The following is a 20,306-nucleotide window of genomic DNA, read 5'->3' as shown; positions in this document are numbered from 1 at the left end:
GAGCAAGGTCGCGCTCCCCCTCACGCCGCCGCCTTCAAGGTAGCGGCCCGACAAATCAAAACCCGCCCCCCGGAAACCTTCACCGGCACGACCGGCGTACACCCCCGGTCCTCGCCCAACGCCTCACCGGTCACGAGCGAAATCCGCCAGTTATGCAACGGGCACGCCACCGCCCCGCCATGCACGATGCCCTGGGAGAGCCGCCCATGTTTGTGCGGACACCGGTCGAGCAGCGCGAAGACCTTGCCCTCGCTGGTGCGGAACACCGCGATGTCGTCGCCGCCCTCCACCTGCACGGTGCGGCTTCCCCGCACCGGAATCTCGTCGACCCAGCCGATATCGAGCCATTCGCCAATCATGCCATTTCCTCCAGCACGGGAACGGGGGTGAAGCGCGCCATCGGCGCATGGATCTCGCGCTCGGCCCCCTCGACGCGCGCGGCCCAGGGATCGTCCTGCCAAAAGCTCTGCGAGTAGAAGAACCGCGCCGCCAGTTCGCCGCGCGCGCCCGCATCGGGCAGCAGCCGCGACTGGACATAGGCAAGGCCCACCCGTTCGATCCACGGCGCGGTCCGCTCCAGATAGCGCGCCTCCTCGCGGTAGAGCTGGATAAAGGCAGCGCACATCTCCATCGCCTCGGCTTCCGTCGCGACCTTGCAGAGCAGGTCGGTGGCGCGCACCTTGATCCCGCCATTGCCGCCGACATGGCATTCGTAACCGCTGTCGACGCACACCACGCCGAAGTCCTTGATCGTCGCCTCGGCGCAGTTGCGCGGGCATCCCGACACCGCGATCTTGAACTTGTGCGGCATCCACGACCCCCAGGTCGCCCGCTCGATCTTCACGCCGAAGCCGGTCGAATCCTGCGTGCCGAACCGGCACCATTCGCTGCCCACACAGGTCTTCACCGTGCGCAGCGACTTGCCATAGGCATGGCCCGAAACCATGCCCGCCGCATTCAGGTCCGCCCACACCGCGGGCAGGTCCTCCTTCTTGATCCCGAAGATGTCGAGCCGCTGCCCGCCGGTCACCTTGACCATCGGCGCGTCGTACTTCTCCACGACATCGGCGATCGCGCGCAGCTCGCGGGGGTTGGTCAGCCCGCCCCACATGCGCGGCACCACCGAATAGGTGCCGTCCTTCTGGATGTTGGCGTGCATCCGCTCGTTGACGAAGCGGCTCTGCTGGTCGTCCTTATATTCACCCGGCAGCGCGCAGAGCAGATAATAGTTCAGCGCCGGCCGGCACGACGAACAGCCATCGGGCGTCGACCAGTGCAGCTTGTGCATCACCTCGGGGATCGAACGCATGCCTTGCGCCACAATCTCGCGCCGCACATCGTCATGGCCGAAGCTGGTGCATTTGCACATGGTCTTCGGCCCCGCCTCGACCGCGCCCCCGCCGAGCGTCAGCGCGAGCAGGCTTTCGACGATGTTGGTGCACGATCCGCAGCTTGCCGACGCCTTGCAGGTGCCGCGCACCGCATCCACGCTGTGCGCACCGGCCGCGATGCACGCCACCACCTTGCCCTTGGTCACGCCGTTGCAGCCGCAGATTTCCGCATCGTCGGAAAGCGCCGCAACGGCCGCCCTAGGGTCCGCCTGGCCCCCTCCCGAGGCGAAGGCCTGGCCGAAGATCAGCGCGTCGCGGATGTCGGCCACATCCTCTTGCCGCTTCAACAGGTCGAAATACCAGTTCCCGTCCGCGGTATCGCCGTACAGCACCGCGCCGACGATGCGGTCGTCGCGCACCACGACGCGCTTGTAGATGCCGCGCGCCGCATCGCGCAGGACGATGTCCTCCGCCCCGTCGCCGCCCGAGAAATCGCCCGCGGAGAACACGTCCAGCCCGGCCACCTTCAGCTTGGTGGAGGTCGCGGACGGCCGATAGCCGCTATGCGCATCGGTCAACCCGTCGGCCAGCGCCCGGCACATGTCCCACAAGGGCGCGACGAGGCCATAGACCTGCCCGTCATGCTCGACGCATTCGCCCACCGCCAGCACGCGGGGGTCGGATGTGACCATATGGTCGTCCACCCGGATCCCACGACCCACGTCCAACCCCGCCTCGCGGGCCAGCGCGGTGCACGGCCGAATGCCCACGGCCATGACGACGAGGTCGGCCGGGATCTCCGTCCCGTCCTTCAGCGCGACGCCGGTGACATGGGTATCGCCCAGGATCGCCGCGGTATCCGCCCCCGTCAGCACCACCTGCCCGCGCGCCTCCAGCGCCTGCTTCAGCAGCCAGCCCGCCGCCTCGTCCAGCTGCCGCTCCATCAGCGTCGGCATGATGTGCAGCACCGTCACCTTCATGCCACGCAGGGACAAGCCGTGCGCCGCCTCCAGCCCCAGCAAGCCCCCGCCGATCACCACCGCACTGCCCCCGCGCGCAGCGGCCGCCAGCATGTGATCCACATCCTTCATGTCGCGAAAGCTGATGACGCCGGGCAGATCGCGGCCCGGCACCGGGATGATGAAGGGGTCCGATCCGGTCGCGATCAGCAACCGGTCATAATCCACCGTCACGCCCCTTCTCGAGGTCACGGTGCGCGCCTCCCGGTCGATCGCGGTGACGGGGTCGCCCGATATCAGCGTGATGCCGTTATCCGCGTACCAGTCGGTCCCGTTGATGACGATCTCGTCGAACGTCTTCTCGCCCGCCAGCACCGGCGACAGCATGATCCGGTTATAGTTCACCAGCGGCTCGGCGCCGAAGATCGTCACCCGGTACCGGTTCGGATCGCGCGCCAGCACTTCCTCGACCGCCCGGCACCCGGCCATGCCGTTGCCAATGACGACCAGATGTTCTCGGGCTCCGCCCTCTGGCAGACGTTCGCGCAATTCGGTGGGCGCGGCCACTACAGGAGAATATTCCATAGCATCCATCCTCGAAAAGTCGGTCAGATCCGCACGCCGGCGGCGGTGCCCCAGCTGGCCCGCCAGCCGCGCTTGACCAGCGTCAGCCCGGCGAGCGCCGCCACCGCCAGCGCGGCGAAGACGAGGAAACCGGGGGCGAAACTGCCCGTCATCTGCTTGGCCAGCCCCAGCGACGAGGCGAGGTAGAAACCGCCCACCCCGCCCGCCATGCCGACCAGCCCGGTCATCACCCCGATCTCCGCGGCAAAGCGCTGCGGCACCAGTTGGAAGACCGCGCCGTTGCCCGTGCCCAGCGCCAGCATCCCCAGCACGAAACAGGCCAGCGCCGCGGTAAAGCTGCCCGCCAGCGCCACGCCGACCAGCGCCAGGGCGGCAACGGCGAACACCCCGGTCAGCGCCTTCACGCCGCCGATCGCATCGGCCATCGCCCCGCCCATCGGCCGCACCAGCGACCCTGCGAACACGCATCCCGCGGTCGCATAGCCAGCCTGCACCGTGCTCAACCCGAACGCGTCGGTGAAGTAGATCGGCAGGCTGGCGGCCAGTCCCACGAACCCGCCGAACGTCACCGCGTAGAAGCCCATCAGCCACCACGCATCGGCCTGGCGCAACGGGCTCATATATTCGACCAGGCTGCGGGGCGGCGGTGCGTTCGGCGCATCCCGGGCCATCAGCAGATAGACGACCAGCACGATCGACAGCGGGATGCAGGCAAGGCCCAGCACCGCGTTCCAGCCGAACAGCCCGGCCAGCGCGGGCGCGAACAGCGCGGCCAGCACCGTGCCCGAATTGCCCATGCCCGCCAGCCCCATCGCCTTGCCCTGATGCTCGGGCGGATACCAGCGGCTGGCCAGCGGCAGGGCGATGGCGAAGCTCGCGCCCGCAAAACCCAGCACCACGCCCAGCGCCAGCGTGCCGGCAAAGCTCGTCACGCCAAAGGCCCAGGCCACTGCCAGCCCGACGATCACGATCACCTGGCTGATCGCGCCCGCCCGCTTCGGCCCGATCCGGTCGACCAACAGGCCGTTCACCACCCGCAGGATCGCCCCCGCCAGCGTCGGCGTCGCCACCATCAGCCCCTTCTCGGCCGGCGTCAGCATCAGCGACCGCGCAATCTCCGGCGCCAACGGCCCCAGCAACACCCAGACCATGAACGCCAGATCGAAATACAGGAACGCCGCGACCAGCGTCGGCGTGTGCCCACTGGCCCAGAAGCCGCCGGCCCCCGCTGCCTGTTTCGCCTTATCGTCCTTCCAATATGCCGTCGCCATGCGCGCTTCCCCTTGTGCCGAGGACAAAGAAAAAGCCGCCAGGACGGCGGCCATCGCTGGCGCATCCTGGCGGCTTCGTTGCCGTTAGGCGGATCGGCTAGGCCGGCTCCGCCGTCACGCGGCGCCCCCGACGTTGGAGGCGGCATCGCGTGGTGATTTCGTGCCCGACGCCATTGCCGGACGAAGGGAAAGGTGCCTGATTCGCCCCCGCCGCGCAACCCCCTTTCGCAACCGCAGCATTGCCGTCCCGCTTCCGGAGAATGAAACGCCGCTAAGGTCGAACCTTTATCCGTTCGTCTCGAGTAGCCGTCGAGTAGCGGCGAAGCCGCGTACCGAGACGGCGTATCGAGAGACAGGTTGAGCACGAACGGGTCAAAGTGAAGTTCACAGCCTAGAGCAAGCTGCGTGAAATCCGATCTACCCCGCTCCGTTCGTGCTGAGCGAAGTCGAAGCACAACCACCGGCGCTTGGCCTTCGACTTCGCTCAGGCCGAACGGATGTGATGACACAGGTTTAACGCACGATGATCTAGCAAGCGCCGAACCGCAAAAGCAGAAGAAATAATGTTCACGCGGAGGCGCGGAGAACGCAGAGGTGTTGCGCAGGAGGCATCCTCCGCGCTCCTGCTCTAGCCCCCGCTACGGGCGAGCCGCAGCGGCTGGACGATGATCTCCGCGTCCCACGCGTGAACAAAAATCTTCCGACGCTCGCGCCTCAGGGCAACGACCGCAAATACCCCGCCACATCGTCGGGATCGAACGCCCGCCCGTCGAAGAACCCGTCGCGCCCCAGCATCAACCGCCCCTGCGTCGCGCCCGCCCCGATCGGCTCGGCCAGCGCCCCCTCCAGCTTGGAGCTTGCCCCGGGCAACACCGCCCCCGACCCGGCCAGCGCCGCACGGTACAGGTCTGGCCGGAACGTCCCCGCCGCCGCCGCCGCATCGCCCTCATCGAACGCGATGCCCTCCCACCGCACCATCTGGCTGTAGAGCCACGCCGCCTGACTGCGCCACGGAAAGTTCGCCGCTTCCCGGTGCTGGAACATGAAGTCGGGGTAACGCACCGGCTCGGCCCCCGGCGACAGGCGGATACGATCGGTGATCGCGCGCAGCACCGCATCGGCCGGCGCATCCAGATAGCGCGCTTGTGCCAGCAGCGCGGCGGTGTCCTCCACCGTGTCGGGGCGCACGAAATATTCGGCCGCGGCGTGCAGCGCGCGGATCAGCCGCGCCACCCTGTCGGGATCGCGCTCGGCGGTATCGGCGCGCATCGCCAGCACCTTTTCCACGCCCCGCCGCCAGATCTGCGCCGTCGCCAGCGCGATCCGCCCGACTCCGCGATCCACCGCGATCGAATTCCACGGCTCGCCGACGCAGATGCCGTCCACATCCCCCGCCGCCAGCGCATCGGCGGCGAACAACGGGCTGGTCACCACGATGTCCACATCCGTATCCGGCCGGATGCCGACCCCCGCCAGCCAATAGCGCAGCATGTAGTTGTGACTGGAATGGCGATGCACCACGCCGAAGCGCAGCCGCCGCGTCCCCGCCACCACCTTCAACGCCGCGCCGATCGCGTGTGGATCGCCCAGCGTGTCGCCCAGCTCCACCTCGTCCGCCAGCCGGGTGGAAAAGGTCACCGCATTGCCGTTCAGCCCCAGGACGAACGGCACCGCCATCGGCACCGCCGGCCGGTCCCGCCCCAGCGTGGTCGCGATGGCGAGCGGCGCGACCAGATGCGCCGCGTCGCTATGTCCGTAAAGCAACCGGTCGCGCACCGCCGCCCAGGTCGCATCGCGGACCAGATCGATCGCCAGGCCTTCCGCCTCGGCAAAGCCCCGCTCGCGCGCCAGAATGGGCAGCGCGGCATCGACCAGCGGCAGGAACCCGATGCGCACGGGCGTCAGCGTCACGGCAACTCTCCCATCAGCGCGTCGGAGGTGATGATCGCATCCGCCACCTCGGCGATGCGCCGGTTGGACGACATGGCATGCCCACGCAGCAGCGCATAGGCCGCCGGCTCGTCGATCCCGCGCCGCTTCATCAGGATCGCCTTGGCCTTGTCGATCGCGGCACGGTCGGCCAGCGCACTCTTCGCCTCGGCCAGTTCGTCCTGCAATCGCGAGAATGCCTGGAACCGCCGCACCGCCAGATCCAGGATCGGCTTGATCCGCGCTTTGGCCAGCCCGTCGACGATATAGGCCGACACGCCCGCATCCACCGCCGCCATCGTCGCCTCCGCATCGGATTGGTCGACGAACATCGCGATCGGCCGCGCCAGCGCGCGCGACATGGCGAAAAAATCCTCCAGCATGTCGCGGCTGGGATTTTCCAGGTTGATCAGCACCACCTCGGGCCGGGCCGCCTCCACCTGCGCCACCAGCGGCCCGCGCGGATCGATCACCGCCAGATCGGTCAGCCCCGCCTCGCGCAGGCCATCGGAAATGATCGCGGCGCGCGTCGTACTGGTATCGATGATCGCGATCCGCATGGTCCCGTTTATGCTGCCCCGCAGCATGATCGGCAAGGCCGGGCCGTGTTTCGTAAATGCTGATTACGTGGTTTCACGCGAAGACGCGAAGAATGATGCTCGCGCGGAGGCGCGGAGGACGCAGAGATGATCCGATCGCCGATCCGTCAGCCCGCGATGACATCGGACCGATACCTTATCCGTTCGTCTCGAGTAGCCGTCGAGTAACGGCAAAGCTGCGTATCGAGACGGTGTATCGAGAGACACGTTGGCACGTGGGACGGTAGCTCGATACGATGAGTCCAGCATGTTCACCGGGTCACTTCGATCCGGTCCTGCGGAACTACGCAATCTCTATTCGCCGCGAACGGTTACAATTGTCATCAGGCTCTGGGTTCCGGCCCCGGACGCGGCGTTGCAGGGCGGGTCCGGATGCAGGGCATGAAGCCCCACCCCTCGCTGTTCAAGTTCCTGCGACGATACGCGGATTGTCCCGATGCCGGGTTGTGGTGGGCGCCCCGACGAGAATCCCGCGAACACGGTGTTCCTGCCCCCCCGGCACGGCAACACCGCCACATTATTTCCGGTCAGCCCCCCAGACACGACAACGCCGGCCACGACCGAAGTCGCGACCGGCGTCATCCGTCGATCAATTCAGCGTAATCGCGCCGTTCAGGCGGCGACCGCCTCGAAGTGACCGCACCAGTCGCTGGCTTCCACCTTCGGCCAGACGCCGGCGGCTTCACCGCTCGGCTGGCTGATCGGCGGGTTGTAGCGGCACAGGCCCAGCGACGCGTCCGAACGGGCGGAGTCGGTGTCGAAGAACTTGCACTTGGCGCAGGCTGCGGCGCCGGCAGTGGTGAGCGGCATGATAAGCTCCTGTCTCGATGTCGTTGTTGCTGAAATGATCGTTACGCCCGTTTCGTTCCCTGCAACAAGCAAAATCGACAGTTGCGATCCATTATCATGGTAGTTGATAATGACTATCACAGACTTTCTTCTTGATAAGAATTTGCAGCAGAAGATCTATGGCTGCGATACACTCTCAACAACGACAATACACAAGAACAGACACAGTGATGTTGTGTTTACATCATGCTTGTCGCCACCCCGACAAAGCCACTTCCAAGTCATTCGTCGTCGTGCAAGGGGGGATCAGACCGGATCGGACCCGTTGGCAGCGGCCAGATAATCGTGCATCTTCGCCGCCGCCGCGTCGGACAACGCCATGAACGCGCGCCGCCGGTCCGCGGGATCGGGCTCGCGCACGAACAATCCGGCCTCGGTCAGCTTGCCGATCCAGCGCAGTGCCGTGGTCGGCGCCACCGCAGCGGCGATGCACAGGCTCGATACCGACACGCGCCGCCCCTCGAGTCGCGCCGCATACAGGTCCAGCAGCATGTCCCAGGCCGGGTCTTCGAACAGATTGCCAGGGAACAGCGCATCCCGCATCCGCCGCCGCCGGATGATCGCGCGCACCGCCGCCGCGTCCCCCGGATCGGCCCGCGGCGCAGGACGTGCCGGCTCCGCCCGAAAGGCGCTGTGGCGATCCTCCACGTCCGCCGCCCCGCCGGCCGGCGCATCCGCCTCGCGCCGGGCAAGCTCGGCCAGCGCCTGGGCGATCCGCGCCACTTCGGCGTTCAGGCGCCGCAGCCGCTCGCCTTCGCCCTCGCGCGCATAGGCATTGAGCATCGGCGTCGATCCCGATCCGCGCGCCAGCACCAGCGCGCCGATCAGGTCGGCGACGCTCGGCCCGCACAGCAACTGCGCCTGCACGCCCAGCAGCGCGCCGGCGACCACGTCGATCTCTGCCACATCCAGGCAGACGATCACCGGCAGGTCCAGGGCCGCCGCGGTCGTCTCCAGCCGCGGCAGCATCGCGGCCAGCAGGTCCTCGCCCACCCCGCGGGCATCGGCGACCAGTACCGGCTGCGCCACCTGCCGCATCAGCTCGGCCGGCATCGCCTCCCACGCGATCCGCCGCAGCATCCGCCCACCCGCCAGCACGATCGCCTCCTCGATCTCATGCCCGCGCGCACCCGCGCCCACCACCACCACGGCAAACCCGCCGCCAAACCCCATCTCGTCCTGCACGTCACCCCCGCTCGACCACGCAAACGCGCGCCTTCGCCCACGCCGCCGCATGGATCTGCGGGCCGGCGCATCGCCTGACGGTCGCCGGCATCCGGGAGACGATGCCGCGTCCGTGCCGCTGCTATCCCAGCGCCTTGACGATCTCCTCGACCATCTTCTTGGCATCGGCCAGCAGCATCATCGTATTGTCGCGGTAGAAGACCTCGTTGTCCACACCGGCATAGCCGACGCCGCCCATCGACCGCTTCACGAACAGCACCGTCTTGGCCCGCTCCACGTCCAGCACCGGCATGCCGTAGATGGGCGAGGTCCTGTCCGTCTTGGCCGCCGGATTGGTCACGTCGTTCGCACCGATCACGAAGGCGACGTCGGTCTGCGCGAATTCGGCGTTGATGTCCTCCAGTTCGAACACCTCGTCATAGGGCACGTTCGCCTCGGCCAGCAGCACGTTCATATGCCCCGGCATGCGGCCCGCGACGGGGTGAATCGCATATTTGACGCGCACCCCCTCCTTTTTCAGCAGGTCGCCCATCTCGCGCAGCGCGTGCTGCGCCTGTGCCACCGCCATGCCGTATCCGGGCACGATGATGACCTGCTCCGCCTGGGCCATCAGGAAGGCCGCATCCTCCGCGCTGCCCCGCTTCCACGGTCGGTCGATCGCGCCCGCATCGCCGCCGCTCGCCGCGGTCGCGCCGAAGCCGCCCGCGATCACGCTGACGAAGCTGCGGTTCATCGCCCGGCACATGATATAGGACAGGATCGCGCCCGACGACCCGACCAGCGCGCCGGTCACGATCATCGCGGTGTTGTGCAGCGTGAAGCCCATCGCGGCCGCCGCCCAGCCCGAATAGCTGTTCAGCATCGACACCACCACCGGCATGTCCGCGCCCCCGATCGGCACGATCAGCAGGAAGCCGAGCACGAACGACAGCGCGGTGATCGTCCAGAAGATCCACGGGCTCTGGTCGCCGACAAAGGTCGCGATCAGCGCCAGGGTTCCGCCCAGCAGCGCCAGGTTGATGACGTGCCGGCCGGGCAGCAGGATCGGCTTGCCGCCCATATTGCCGTTCAGCTTCAGGAAGGCGATGATCGAGCCCGAAAAGGTGATCGCGCCGATCGCCACGCCCAGCCCCATCTCGATCCGGCTGACCGGATGGATGACGGCAAAAGGCTGACCGATCAGCGGCACCACCAGATCGGCGATGCCGAACGCCTGCGGGTTCAGATAGGCCGCCGCCGCGACCAGCACCGCCGCAAGACCCACCAGCGAGTGAAATGCCGCGACCAGTTGCGGCATCGCCGTCATCGCGATGCGCCGCGCCACCACGAAGCCGATACCGCCACCGATGGCGATCGCCGCGAGTATCTCGGGCAGGCTGGCCAGTTCGTGCGTCACCAGCGTGGTGACGACGGCGATCCCCATGCCGATCATGCCCAGCCGGTTGCCCTGCCGGCTGGTTTCCGGACTGGACAGGCCACGCAGCGCCAGGATGAAGCAGACCCCGGCGACCAGATAGGCCAGCGACACCCAGGGGTTCGCCGCCAGGTCGTGCACCGCGCGTTCGCCCATGCCGCCCCCCATGCCGAGCCCGCTCACTTCGCGCCCGCCTTTTCCTTCTTGCGGTACATGGCCAGCATCCGCTGCGTCACTGCAAAGCCGCCAAAGATGTTGATGCTCGCCAGCACCACCGCCGCCAGCCCCAGCCATTTGGCCCCCGGCGACCCGGCGGCCGCGCCGGCGATCAGCGCGCCGACGATGATGACCGACGAAATGGCGTTGGTCACCGCCATCAGCGGCGTATGCAGCGCCGGCGTGACCGACCACACCACATAATAGCCGACGAAACAGGCCAGCACGAACACCGACACGATCGAGATGAAGTCCATCTATTCCTCTCCGGAACGATGCGCGATGGGAGATGGCGGGCCGCGCCGGGGCATCACGATACCAGCCTCGGGTGCACCACCCGGCCGCCCCGCGTCAGGCGGATCGCGTCGCCGATCTCGTCGCCATCGGGCAGCACCGGCCGCCCCGCCTCCTTGTCCCAGAAGGCGGACAGGAAATTGAACAGGTTGCGCGAGAACAACGCGGAGGCATCCGCCGGCAGGCGCCGCGCAAGGGCCGGATAGCCGATGATCGACACGCCGTGGCGCACCACCACCTCGCCGGCGACCGCGCCCTCGACATTGCCGCCCTGCTCTACCGCCAGGTCGACGATCACCGATCCGGCCCGCATGCTCGCCACCTGCGCGTCGCTCACCAGCCGGGGTGCCGGGCGGCCGGGGATCAGCGCGGTGGTGATGACCACATCCTGCTTGGCGATATGGCCGGACACCAGTTCGGCCTGCGCGGCCTGATATTCCGGGCTCATCTCGCCGGCATAGCCGCCGGTGCCCTCGCCCTCGATCCCGGCCACCTGCTCGACGAAGATCGGTTTCGCGCCCAGCGACTGGATCTGCTCGCGCGTGGCGGCGCGTACGTCGGTGGCGGACACCTGCGCGCCCAGCCGCCGCGCGGTGGCGATCGCCTGCAATCCCGCCACGCCGACGCCCATTACGAACACGCGCGCCGCCGCCACCGTGCCCGCCGCGGTCATCATCATCGGAAAGGCCCGGCCATAGGCGTTCGCCGCCTCCAGCACCGCCTTGTACCCCGCCAGGTTCGACTGGGACGACAGGATATCCATCGACTGCGCGCGCGTGATGCGCGGCATGAACTCCATCGCCAGCGCCTCCAGCCCGGCCGTGCCATAGCCATCCAGCCGCGCCCGCGTGCCGAACGGATCATGCGCCGCCACGACCCAGGCACCGGGCGCCGCACCCGTCAGCAGCGCCGGATCGGGCCCCTGCACGCCCAGCACGATGTCCGCACCCGCGACCACCGCCCCGGCCTCGCCGATCTCCGCCCCGGCCTCGGCATAGGCGGTGTCGGCCAGGGTCGCCCCGGCACCCGCACCGGTTTCGACTGCCACGCGTGCGCCAAGCGCGACCAGCTTCTTCACCGTCTCGGGCGTCGCGGCCACGCGCGTCTCGCCCTCGGCCCGCTCGCGCAGCACCGCGATCTTCGGGGAGCCCCCGGCGGGGGCGTTCATCAGGAGATCAGCCAGATCACGAGCGCGACGAGGATCGCCACACCCACCGAACCCCATTTCAACAGGCCGATCATCGCATGATAGGTCCCGACGTGCGCCTTCATGTCTCCGTTGCCGGCCATGGCCTCATCCCGTTATTTTATGTCGCCGAAGACCAGCTTAGCCAGACCATCGCCGCGCCTCAAGACCTGGCACATATCCGTACCGTACGTCCGCAAGCGTTTTTTAAGGGTAGACTGTCCCGATTTAAGGCGGTTTTAAAGGCTGACCCCTAGTTCGGGGCTCCACCAACGGGATACGGGATCGATCATGACGCGCAACGGACAGCGCCTGCTACTCCTGATCGACGACGAGCCGGCCCAGCGCCGGCTGGTGGCGGCCCTTGCCCAGCGTCGCGGCTGGCGGGCGATCTTTGCGGCCGATGCCGACATGGCGCTGGCCACGCTCGGCACGCAGGAAGGGATGCAGCTCGATGCGATCCTGATGGACTGGTCGGACGATACCGATGCGGCGCCCTTCATCACCGAACTGCGCCGTCATCGCCCGACGCTGCCGATCCTGATGCTGACCGCCAACGGTTCGGTTACGCAGGCGGTGGACGCGATGCGGGCCGGCGCCACCGACTTTCTGGTCAAGCCGCTTGCCCCCGAACGGCTGCTGGCCGCGCTCGATGCCGCGGTCGCCGCGACCACCGGCGGCGAGCTTCGTCCGCTGACCGAGAAGATCCCGGCGCTGCTCGCCTTTGACGAGATCGTCGGCGCCGCGCCCGAATTCCGCGCCGCGCTTGCCATCGCGGCCAAGGCGGCGCGCGCCCGCGTCCCCGTCCTCCTCGAGGGGGAAAGCGGCGTCGGCAAGGCGGTGGTGGCAGAGGCGGTGCACGCCGCCAGCCCGCGTGCGAACACGCCGATGATCACCGTCGACTGCGGCGCGATTTCCGCCAATCTGGTCGAAAGCGAGCTGTTCGGGCATGAGGAAGGCGCGTTCACCGGCGCCTTTTCGCGCAAGATCGGCAAGTTCATCGAGGCCGATGGCGGCACGCTGTTCCTGGACGATATCGGCGAAATGCCGCTGGAGGCGCAGGCGCGGCTGATGCACTTCCTGCAAACCGGCGAGGTCCATGCGATGGGCGGCCGCCACCCGCGCATCGTCGACGTCCGGGTGATCGCCGCGGCCGATGCGCGCCTGCTCGACGCGGTGGAGGCATCACGCTTTCGCGAGGATCTCTATTACCGGCTGAATGCGGTACAGGTCACCATCCCGCCGCTGCGCGACCGGGTCGACGACATTCCGGCGCTTACCCGCCATCTGCTCGCCCGCATCGCCCAGCAACCCGGCCTGCCCGCGCTCGGCATCACCGACGACGCGCTGGCGCTGCTCGCACGCTATGACTGGCCCGGCAATGTCCGCCAGTTGCAGAACGCATTGTTCCGCGCCGCGGTGGTGTGCGAAGGCGACATGCTCACCCGCGCCGATTTCCCGCAGATCGCCAGCCTGGGTGAACGCCGCCCCGCCGCGCCCCAGTCCGGGGTGACCAGCGGCGGCATCAGCCTGTTCCATCCCGACGGCAACCTGCGCCCGCTCGACGAGATCGAGGCCGATGTCATCCGCCTTGCCATCAGCCATTATCGCGGTCGCATGACCGAGGTCGCCCGCCGCCTCGGCATCGGCCGCTCGACACTGTACCGCAAGCTCGGCGAACTCGGCATCGACCACGCCGCCTGAGCGGACTGCTCACCCGCCGGCATGCGCCCCCTTCCCGTTCGCGCTGAGCGAACGGAGGTGGTGGGCCGGATAGCGCGCCCGACGCTTCGGGCACCGTCCCTTACCAGAGAATGCCGTGCACGGGCTTCATCGGCTCCGGCGCTTCCTCGCCGATGGATTGCAGCAGGTCGATCTCGATTGTGCGGCACATCGCGTTCAGCGGCAGGTCGTGGACGGTATCCGCAAACGGATCGACCAGATCGTCGCCGATCTGCAGCGTTGCCAGGAACATCAGGCCCGCGATCGTCGACCCGATCGGCGTGGCGAAGCCCAGCGTCTCGACCAGACCGATCGGCAGCAGCACGCAAAACAGCCGCGTGAAGAAGGTCGGCATGAACCGGTACTGATTGGGCAGCGGGGTGTTCTTCAACCGCTCCATGCCGCCTTGCGCGTTCGCGATGTCGACCAGCACGGCCTCCATCTGCGTCTGCTGGATGGTGTCGATCCAGCCCTTGGCCCGGGCGTCCGCGATGCGGCGGCCGGTACCGTCGAGCAGGCCGTTGGCGGTGTTGACGCGGGCCAGCGCCGGCTCCGCCTCGCCCTGCGACAGGAACTTCAGCACCGCCTCGTCCACCGGCTGCTTGCGCAACTGACAGCGCAGCGCGTTCACATAGGCGATCTGGCGCAGCACGATCGACCGCTTCAGGTCGCGCGCCTCGGGATCGGGCATGAAGTTGCGGGTCGAGCGCGCGATGTTGCGCGATGCGTTGATCATCAGTCCCCACAGGCCCCGGCCTTCCCACCAGCGCGCATAGGCCGAGTTGGTGCGGAAGCCCAGGAACAGCGCCAGCGCCGAACCGAACAGCGTCAACGGCAGCGACGGCGCCTTGATCGGCATCAGATAATAGGCCGCCGTTACGATCACGTCCCAGACGAACAGGCCGAGCAGCGGACGCCAGACTTCGGTAATGATGACGCGTACGCGTGGAACGGCATCGACGATCAAGGGCGGTTTCCTTTCGTTGAAGCCGGGGCAACGCACGCCACCCCGAATTGATGCAGGTTATCGGCGATTTATCCGCCGACGAGCGCCTGATCGCGCAAACCCCGCCAGATGCGCAAGGCCTGAACCGTCTCCGCCACGTCATGCACCCGGATCAGCTGTGCGCCCAGCTCCGCACCTTTCAGCGCCAGCGCGACGCTGCCACCCAGCCGCTCGGTCACCGGCGCCTCGTTGGACAGGGCGCCGATCATCCGCTTGCGGCTGGCCCCCAGCATGATCGGGCATCCCAGTCCGTGCAGCATCGCCAGCCCGTTCACCAGCGCCAGATTCTCGGCCAGCGACTTGCCGAAGCCGATACCGGGGTCGACCAGGATCCGGGCGCGGTCGACGCCCGCCGCCGTCACCGCCGCGATCCGCGCCTCCAGCCAGTCGAACACCTCGGTCACCACGTCGCGGTATCCGGGGCGGCCATGCCCGCCCTTTTCCGGATCGGGCGAGTGCATCAGGATGACGGGCGCACCGCTCTTCGCCACCACCTCCAGCGCGCGGTCGTCCCAGAGCAGCGCCGACACGTCGTTGACGATCCCCGCCCCCGCCGCCAGCGCCGCCTCCATCACCCCGGCCTTGCGCGTGTCGATCGACACCAGCGTACCCGCACGCGCCAGCCGCTCCACCACCGGCACGACGCGCCGGGTTTCGTCCCCCTCCCACACCGTGGTCGCCCCCGGCCGCGTCGATTCGCCGCCCAGATCGATCAGCGCCGCCCCCGCGGCCGCCATCGCCACCCCGCTGGCCGCCGCTTCCCCCGGATCGTCATGATGCCGACCCCCATCCGAAAAACTGTCTGGCGTGACGTTCAGGATCGCGGCGACCTGCGGCTGGTCGAAACGCAGTGTCCGTGGTCCCAGCACCAGCGGCGCGCGCGGCGCGGTGATCGCGACATGCAGGCTCGCCGCGCGCGCATCCCCGCCCAGTTCCGCTGCGAAGTCAGCCACCGGAACCACCCGCCGCCCGTCGCCCTCGCGCACTTCATAGGCGGCAAACCACTGCAATCCACCGGCGAGGCGCGCCACCCGGCCGTCATGGCCCATCGGCGTATCGACGAACTGGATGGGGCGCAGGTGCAGGCTGGTCATGGTTTTGCGCTTTCCACAAAGCGCGAACAATGGAAACCTCGCGCCACGCTGACACAGCGGACGCCGACGATGGCCGCCAGGCGATCGCGCATCCGCTCGCCACCGACATGGATCGCCACCAGCAGATGAAGCCGGAAGGATGCGCGGCCCCGCCGCACCCGGATCTCGGTCGGCACCCCGCCCAGCACGACGACCGCGTCCAGCACGCGCAGCAAGGTGGAGGGGCAGGCAATAGTCAGCCCGGTGATCGTTAGCAGCGTATCGTCGGGATAACGGACAGGCAGGGGCGCGCGCTCGGCGCATAACGGAACGGACATGAGCGACCTTTGAAGAAGCTTGACGCTAGGCCCCGCAAAGGTTCGGCGATCACGGCCGGGATGCGAGGCGACGCTAGGTGCGGCGGCGATCCGGGCGCGCGACATCACGGTCGGCGCCATATCGCCGCCCGGTAATTCGCAAGGTCATGCTCGACTGCATCGGGTCATACTGCCCGGCGAACGTCGCCGGCGCAATCCTCGCACTTTATGGCTGCGTCGCCAGCAGATAGGTCTGGCGCAGCGTGTCGATCGGCTTCAGCACGTCGCCGTCCTCATAATGCCAGAAGGTCCAGCCGTTGCACGCCGGCGTTTCCTGCAACGCCGATCCCAGCCGATGGATCGATCCCTCGCGCCCGCACGCACTCAGCAGCGATCCGTCGGCACGCACCGTCACGCGGAACCGCCGCTTGTGATCGGTCAGCACCGTACCCGCCGCCAGATAGCCGTTCTCGACCAGCACGCCGAACGCCACGCGCGGCTTGGCCTTGGGGCTCTGCATCGTCGCCAGCGCGCTTTCGTCCAGCGGCAGCGCCGCCGCGATGCGCGCGACGGCGGCGGCGCAATAGCCCGGCTCTCGCTCGATCCCGATCCAGCGCCGCCCCAGCCGCTTGGCGACCGCGCCGGTCGTGCCGGTGCCGAAAAACGGGTCGAGCACCACATCGCCCGGCTTGGTGCAGGCCAGCAGGATGCGGTAGATCAGCGCCTCGGGCTTTTGCGTCGGGTGCACCTTCACCCCGTCCCGCTTCAACCGCTCGCCGCCGCCACAGATCGGAAACTCCCAGTCCGACCGCATCTGGATCTCGTCGTTCAGCGTCTTCATGCTGCGATAGTTGAAGGTGTATTTTGCCTTCTCGCCCTTCGACGCCCAGATCAGCGTTTCATGCGCGTTGGTGAAGCGCGTGCCCTTGAAATTAGGCATCGGATTGGCCTTGCGCCACACGATGTCGTTCAGGATCCAGTAGCCCAGATCCTGCACCGCGGTGCCGACGCGGAAGATGTTGTGATAGCTGCCGATCACCCAGATCGTACCGTTATCCTTCAGGATGCGGTGCGCCTCGGCCAGCCAGGCGCGGGTGAACGCGTCATAGGCGGCGAAGGTGTCGAACTTGTCCCAGTCGTCGGTCACCGCATCGACATGGCTGCCGTCCGGCCGGAACAGTTCGCCACCCAGTTGCAGGTTATAGGGCGGGTCGGCGAAGATCATGTCGACCGACTTCGCCGGCAGCGATCGCATCGCCGCGATGCAGTCGCCCATCAGGATCTGGTCCAGCGGCAGCACCTGCACGTCGGCCTCTTCGCGCCTCTTCGGCCGTGCGATCGCCTGCACCAAACCCATGGTTACCCCTTTCAACTGGGGTCAGATCGACCTTTGCGGAGTCATCCGTCAAGCGCTGATTCAATGCGCGACTCGGCGGATTCGCGCGAGTCGCGACGGAACGAAAGGTGTTTGGGGCCACATGTTGAGTCAGGCTTTGGTCGTCACCCCAACCGATGGGGGTGTGTCGCTACGGACTCAAAGCGGCAGAGAAGCCTGCGCCACGGGCGCAAAGCTGCGCCGGTGCAGCGGCGTCGGCCCATATTCGCGCAGCGCCGCCATGTGATGGCGGCACCCGTACCCCTTGTTCGAGTGCCAGTTATACTCGGGATGTGATTCGGACGCGGCGATCATGATCGTGTCGCGCCGGTGCTTGGCGACGATCGAGGCCGCGGCGATCGCCGGCGATTTCGCGTCGCCACCGACGATCGCGGTCGCGACATAGCTCCAGCGCGGCAGGCGGTTGCCATCCACCAGCACATGGCCGGGCGCGCAGCCGCCATCCGCGCACAGCGCGTCCACCGCCAGCGTCATCGCCTTCATCGTCGCCCAATAGATGTTCAGCCGGTCGATCTCCTCGGGCTCGACGATGCCGATCCCCACCCGCGCACATTCGTGCAGCCGCGCACTCAGCTCGGCGCGCACCTTGGCCGTCAGCTTCTTGGAATCGTCCAGCCCCCGCGGCACGCCCTTGGCCGGCAGGATCACCGCCGCCGCCACCACCGGCCCGGCCAGCGGCCCGCGCCCGGCCTCGTCGACCCCGGCGACCAGGGGCCCCCACGCTGCATCATGGTTGCGCTTGGGCATCAGCGCGGCCCCACCGCGTCGAAGGGTACGGTGCCCAGCGCATGCCCCATCGGCCCATGCCCCGCGCCCAGCCCCGGTGCCGCGGCCAGCGCCGCCTGCACGAACGCGATGGCCCGGTCGCACGCCCGGTCCAGCGTCAGCCCCGCCGCCAGCCCGGCCGCGATGCCGCTCGCCAGCGTGCATCCCGTGCCATGCGTATGCCGCGTATCGATCCGCGCATGTGTCCAGCGCGTCTCCGCGCCATTGGCGGCGACCAGCCGGTCCTCGATCACCGGTCCCTCGCCGTGTCCGCCCTTCACCAGCACCGCCGCGCCGCTTGCGCGCACCGCCGCCTCGCCGCCCAGCGCCGCCAGTTCGGGCAGGTTGGGCGTCACCAGCGCGGCGAGGCGCATCAGGCGCGCGAACGCCGCGATCGTCTCGGCATCGGCCAGCACCGATCCGCTGGTCGCGATCATCACGGGGTCGAACACGACCGGCAGGTTCAGCGGCTCCAGCACATCGGCCACCGCATGCACGGTCGCGGCCGACCCGATCATCCCGATCTTCACCGCATCCGCGCCCAGATCGTCCAGCACCGATCGCATCTGCCGCACCACCATGTCGGCGGGCACGGGATGCACGTCCTGCACGCCGACCGTATTCTGTGCGGTGATCGCGGTGATCGCGGTCATCGCATGACCACCCAGCATCGTGATCGTCTTGATATCCGCCTGAATACCGGCGCCCCCGCCGGAATCGGACCCGGCGACGACGAGGATGCGGGGAAGGGACGCAGCGGAGATCATGTTTCCCGCCATGCCCTTCCCCCATCCCGCCCGCAAGCGGCAGGCGTCTCAGCCCGCCGCCACGCGCACCGCATCGCAGATCCGGTCCACCACGCGCTCCACCTGCGCACGGTCGTCGCCTTCGGCCATTACGCGGATGACCGGTTCGGTGCCCGATGGCCGGATGACCAGCCGGCCGCGACCCTGCAACTCGGCCTCCGCCTCGGCGATCACCGCCTTCACGCTATCCGCCTCCAGCGGCTTGCCCCCGGCGAAGCGGACATTCTTCAACAGTTGCGGCAACGGCTCGAACCGGTGCAGCACCTCGCTTGCCGGCGCGCCCGCGCGCTTCACCTCGGCCAGCACCTGCAACGCCGCGACCAGCCCGTCGCCGGTGGTCGCATAGTCGGACAGGATGATATGCCCGGACTGTTCGCCGCCGACGTTGAAGCCGCGCGCCCGCATCGCCTCCAGCACGTGCCGGTCGCCCACCTTGGTACGCACCAGCCCCAGCCCCTGCGCCGCCAGATGCCGCTCCAGCCCCAGGTTCGACATCACCGTGGCGACCAACCCGCCGCCGGCCAGCCGCCCGGCGCGCGCATAGCTGGTGGCGATCGTCGCCATCAGCTGGTCGCCGTCCACCACCCGGCCCTGTTCGTCCACCACGATCAGCCGGTCCGCATCGCCGTCCAGCGCGATGCCGATGTCCGCGCCGCTCGCCACCACCGTCTCGGCCAGCGTCGCGGGTGCGGTCGATCCGACGCCGGCATTGATGTTGGTGCCGTTGGGGCTGACGCCGATCGCGACCACGTCCGCGCCCAGTTCCCACAGGGCGGCGGGCGCGACCTTGTACGCCGCACCGTTCGCGCAATCGATCACCACGCGCAAACCGTCCAGCCGCAGCTTTTCGGGGAAGGTCGACTTGGCGAAATGGATATAGCGCCCTTGCGCGTCGTCGATGCGCTGCGCCCGCCCGATCTGGCTCGACGGCACCAGCGGCACCTCGCCGTCGATCATCGCCTCGATCGCCTCCTCGGCCTCGTCCGACAACTTGTAGCCATCCGGCCCGAACAGCTTCAAACCATTGTCGGCAAAAGGATTATGACTGGCGGAGATCATCACGCCGATATCCGCGCGCATCGATTGGGTCAGCATCGCGACCGCAGGGGTCGGCAGCGGGCCGACCATGATCACGTCCATGCCGACGCTGGTGAAGCCCGCGACCAGCGCGGATTCCAGCATATAGCCGGACAGGCGCGTATCCTTGCCGATCAGCACCCGGTGGCGGTGGTCGCCGCGCAGGAAATAGGCGCCGGCCGCCATGCCGACCTTCATCGCCATCGCCGCGGTCATCGCGCCGCTGTTGGTCGCCCCGCGAATACCATCGGTGCCGAAATATTTTCTTGCCATGCCGCCTCCCGTCCGCGGAGCTAGGGGTTGATCCTCGTTGCGGTGCGTTAGCC

At 68.0% G+C, this 20,306-nt stretch carries 19 protein-coding genes; 1 reads left to right on the top strand and 18 read right to left on the bottom strand.

Going from position 1 to position 20,306, the window contains the following annotated elements; genetic code table 11:
* Window positions 1-20: 20 nt before the first annotated feature.
* The 11 genes from nirD to OXR08_RS01190 all read right to left on the bottom strand — a co-directional run bounded on the left by nirD (window position 21) and on the right by OXR08_RS01190 (window position 11,922).
* Window positions 21-359 (bottom strand): nitrite reductase small subunit NirD, encoded by a 339-nt coding sequence (gene nirD / locus OXR08_RS01240; protein WP_112381497.1) that lies wholly within the window; start codon window positions 357-359, stop codon window positions 21-23.
* Complete coding sequence (nirB, locus tag OXR08_RS01235; protein WP_267347258.1) at window positions 356-2,875, bottom strand: nitrite reductase large subunit NirB; 2,520 nt, start codon at window positions 2,873-2,875, stop codon at window positions 356-358. Before nirB ends, nirD begins: the two co-directional genes overlap by 4 nt.
* Before the next feature lie 23 nt (window positions 2,876-2,898).
* Window positions 2,899-4,146, bottom strand: coding sequence for an MFS transporter (locus OXR08_RS01230; RefSeq protein WP_267347257.1), 1,248 nt, complete (start codon window positions 4,144-4,146; stop codon window positions 2,899-2,901).
* 714 nt (window positions 4,147-4,860) lie between these two features.
* Window positions 4,861-6,057: a CmpA/NrtA family ABC transporter substrate-binding protein gene (locus OXR08_RS01225; RefSeq protein ID WP_267347256.1), complete on the bottom strand. Its 1,197-nt coding sequence runs from the start codon at window positions 6,055-6,057 to the stop codon at window positions 4,861-4,863.
* Window positions 6,054-6,635, bottom strand: a complete 582-nt coding sequence (locus tag OXR08_RS01220; RefSeq protein ID WP_112381501.1) for an ANTAR domain-containing protein — start codon at window positions 6,633-6,635, stop codon at window positions 6,054-6,056. The genes OXR08_RS01225 and OXR08_RS01220 overlap by 4 nt, the downstream gene beginning before the upstream one ends.
* A gap of 651 nt (window positions 6,636-7,286) precedes the next feature.
* Window positions 7,287-7,484: a hypothetical protein gene (locus OXR08_RS01215; RefSeq protein WP_112381502.1), complete on the bottom strand. Its 198-nt coding sequence runs from the start codon at window positions 7,482-7,484 to the stop codon at window positions 7,287-7,289.
* Window positions 7,485-7,769: 285 nt separating this feature from the next.
* Complete coding sequence (locus OXR08_RS18670; RefSeq protein WP_267347255.1) at window positions 7,770-8,708, bottom strand: winged helix DNA-binding protein; 939 nt, start codon at window positions 8,706-8,708, stop codon at window positions 7,770-7,772.
* Window positions 8,709-8,829: 121 nt separating this feature from the next.
* Window positions 8,830-10,278 (bottom strand): NAD(P)(+) transhydrogenase (Re/Si-specific) subunit beta, encoded by a 1,449-nt coding sequence (locus OXR08_RS01205; protein ID WP_112381797.1) that lies wholly within the window; start codon window positions 10,276-10,278, stop codon window positions 8,830-8,832.
* Window positions 10,279-10,301: 23 nt separating this feature from the next.
* Window positions 10,302-10,595 carry a proton-translocating transhydrogenase family protein gene (locus OXR08_RS01200; RefSeq protein ID WP_112381504.1) on the bottom strand — a complete coding sequence of 98 codons (294 nt, stop codon included), beginning with the start codon at window positions 10,593-10,595 and terminating at the stop codon, window positions 10,302-10,304.
* Between the two features lie 53 nt (window positions 10,596-10,648).
* A complete protein-coding gene (locus tag OXR08_RS01195) occupies window positions 10,649-11,800 on the bottom strand; it encodes an NAD(P) transhydrogenase subunit alpha (RefSeq protein WP_267347254.1) in 1,152 nt (383 codons plus the stop codon).
* A complete protein-coding gene (locus OXR08_RS01190) occupies window positions 11,800-11,922 on the bottom strand; it encodes an aa3-type cytochrome c oxidase subunit IV (RefSeq protein ID WP_235903855.1) in 123 nt (40 codons plus the stop codon). Before OXR08_RS01190 ends, OXR08_RS01195 begins: the two co-directional genes overlap by 1 nt.
* A 187-nt stretch (window positions 11,923-12,109) precedes the next feature.
* Between OXR08_RS01190 and OXR08_RS01185 the strand changes: the two genes are divergently transcribed.
* Entirely contained in the window at window positions 12,110-13,522 is a 1,413-nt protein-coding gene (locus OXR08_RS01185) for a sigma-54 dependent transcriptional regulator (RefSeq protein WP_267347253.1), read from the top strand.
* A gap of 100 nt (window positions 13,523-13,622) precedes the next feature.
* Here the strand turns inward: OXR08_RS01185 and OXR08_RS01180 are convergent, their stop codons facing one another.
* The 7 genes from OXR08_RS01180 to glmM all read right to left on the bottom strand — a co-directional run bounded on the left by OXR08_RS01180 (window position 13,623) and on the right by glmM (window position 20,253).
* Window positions 13,623-14,507: a bestrophin family ion channel gene (locus tag OXR08_RS01180; RefSeq protein WP_267347252.1), complete on the bottom strand. Its 885-nt coding sequence runs from the start codon at window positions 14,505-14,507 to the stop codon at window positions 13,623-13,625.
* Window positions 14,508-14,575: 68 nt separating this feature from the next.
* Complete coding sequence (gene folP / locus OXR08_RS01175) at window positions 14,576-15,640, bottom strand: dihydropteroate synthase (protein WP_267347251.1); 1,065 nt, start codon at window positions 15,638-15,640, stop codon at window positions 14,576-14,578.
* The gene (locus OXR08_RS01170; RefSeq protein WP_112381509.1) at window positions 15,637-15,957 is read right to left on the bottom strand and encodes a hypothetical protein; all 321 of its coding nucleotides are present in this window, start codon (window positions 15,955-15,957) and stop codon (window positions 15,637-15,639) included. Before OXR08_RS01170 ends, folP begins: the two co-directional genes overlap by 4 nt.
* Before the next feature lie 205 nt (window positions 15,958-16,162).
* The gene (locus tag OXR08_RS01165; RefSeq protein WP_112381510.1) at window positions 16,163-17,293 is read right to left on the bottom strand and encodes a site-specific DNA-methyltransferase; all 1,131 of its coding nucleotides are present in this window, start codon (window positions 17,291-17,293) and stop codon (window positions 16,163-16,165) included.
* A 177-nt stretch (window positions 17,294-17,470) separates the two neighbouring features.
* Window positions 17,471-18,079: a ribonuclease HII gene (locus OXR08_RS01160; RefSeq protein WP_149681195.1), complete on the bottom strand. Its 609-nt coding sequence runs from the start codon at window positions 18,077-18,079 to the stop codon at window positions 17,471-17,473.
* Window positions 18,079-18,864: a bifunctional hydroxymethylpyrimidine kinase/phosphomethylpyrimidine kinase gene (gene thiD, locus OXR08_RS01155; RefSeq protein ID WP_267347250.1), complete on the bottom strand. Its 786-nt coding sequence runs from the start codon at window positions 18,862-18,864 to the stop codon at window positions 18,079-18,081. Before thiD ends, OXR08_RS01160 begins: the two co-directional genes overlap by 1 nt.
* Window positions 18,865-18,912: 48 nt before the next feature.
* Window positions 18,913-20,253 carry a phosphoglucosamine mutase gene (gene glmM / locus OXR08_RS01150; protein ID WP_112381513.1) on the bottom strand — a complete coding sequence of 447 codons (1,341 nt, stop codon included), beginning with the start codon at window positions 20,251-20,253 and terminating at the stop codon, window positions 18,913-18,915.
* Between the last annotated feature and the right edge of the window lie 53 nt (window positions 20,254-20,306).

Origin of the sequence: Sphingomonas sp. GM_Shp_2 (assembly GCF_026540875.1) — a bacterium.
Lineage (GTDB): Bacteria > Pseudomonadota > Alphaproteobacteria > Sphingomonadales > Sphingomonadaceae > Sphingomonas > Sphingomonas carotinifaciens.
Note: the sequence above shows the minus strand (reverse complement) of the source record. Positions and strands in the feature narration are given on the sequence as shown.

What these genes read in the sequence shown, in the direction of transcription:
- nirD (WP_112381497.1), bottom strand. Translation starts at nt 359, where the DNA reads ATGATTGGCGAATGGCTCGATATCGGCTGGGTCGACGAGATTCCGGTG.
- nirB (WP_267347258.1), bottom strand. Translation starts at nt 2,875, where the DNA reads ATGGAATATTCTCCTGTAGTGGCCGCGCCCACCGAATTGCGCGAACGT.
- OXR08_RS01230 (WP_267347257.1), bottom strand. Translation starts at nt 4,146, where the DNA reads ATGGCGACGGCATATTGGAAGGACGATAAGGCGAAACAGGCAGCGGGG.
- OXR08_RS01220 (WP_112381501.1), bottom strand. Translation starts at nt 6,635, where the DNA reads ATGCGGATCGCGATCATCGATACCAGTACGACGCGCGCCGCGATCATT.
- OXR08_RS01215 (WP_112381502.1), bottom strand. Translation starts at nt 7,484, where the DNA reads ATGCCGCTCACCACTGCCGGCGCCGCAGCCTGCGCCAAGTGCAAGTTC.
- OXR08_RS01205 (WP_112381797.1), bottom strand. Translation starts at nt 10,278, where the DNA reads ATGGGCGAACGCGCGGTGCACGACCTGGCGGCGAACCCCTGGGTGTCG.
- OXR08_RS01200 (WP_112381504.1), bottom strand. Translation starts at nt 10,595, where the DNA reads ATGGACTTCATCTCGATCGTGTCGGTGTTCGTGCTGGCCTGTTTCGTC.
- OXR08_RS01195 (WP_267347254.1), bottom strand. Translation starts at nt 11,800, where the DNA reads ATGAACGCCCCCGCCGGGGGCTCCCCGAAGATCGCGGTGCTGCGCGAG.
- OXR08_RS01190 (WP_235903855.1), bottom strand. Translation starts at nt 11,922, where the DNA reads ATGGCCGGCAACGGAGACATGAAGGCGCACGTCGGGACCTATCATGCG.
- OXR08_RS01185 (WP_267347253.1), top strand. Translation starts at nt 12,110, where the DNA reads ATGACGCGCAACGGACAGCGCCTGCTACTCCTGATCGACGACGAGCCG.
- folP (WP_267347251.1), bottom strand. Translation starts at nt 15,640, where the DNA reads ATGACCAGCCTGCACCTGCGCCCCATCCAGTTCGTCGATACGCCGATG.
- OXR08_RS01170 (WP_112381509.1), bottom strand. Translation starts at nt 15,957, where the DNA reads ATGTCCGTTCCGTTATGCGCCGAGCGCGCGCCCCTGCCTGTCCGTTAT.
- OXR08_RS01165 (WP_112381510.1), bottom strand. Translation starts at nt 17,293, where the DNA reads ATGGGTTTGGTGCAGGCGATCGCACGGCCGAAGAGGCGCGAAGAGGCC.
- OXR08_RS01160 (WP_149681195.1), bottom strand. Translation starts at nt 18,079, where the DNA reads ATGCCCAAGCGCAACCATGATGCAGCGTGGGGGCCCCTGGTCGCCGGG.
- thiD (WP_267347250.1), bottom strand. Translation starts at nt 18,864, where the DNA reads ATGATCTCCGCTGCGTCCCTTCCCCGCATCCTCGTCGTCGCCGGGTCC.
- glmM (WP_112381513.1), bottom strand. Translation starts at nt 20,253, where the DNA reads ATGGCAAGAAAATATTTCGGCACCGATGGTATTCGCGGGGCGACCAAC.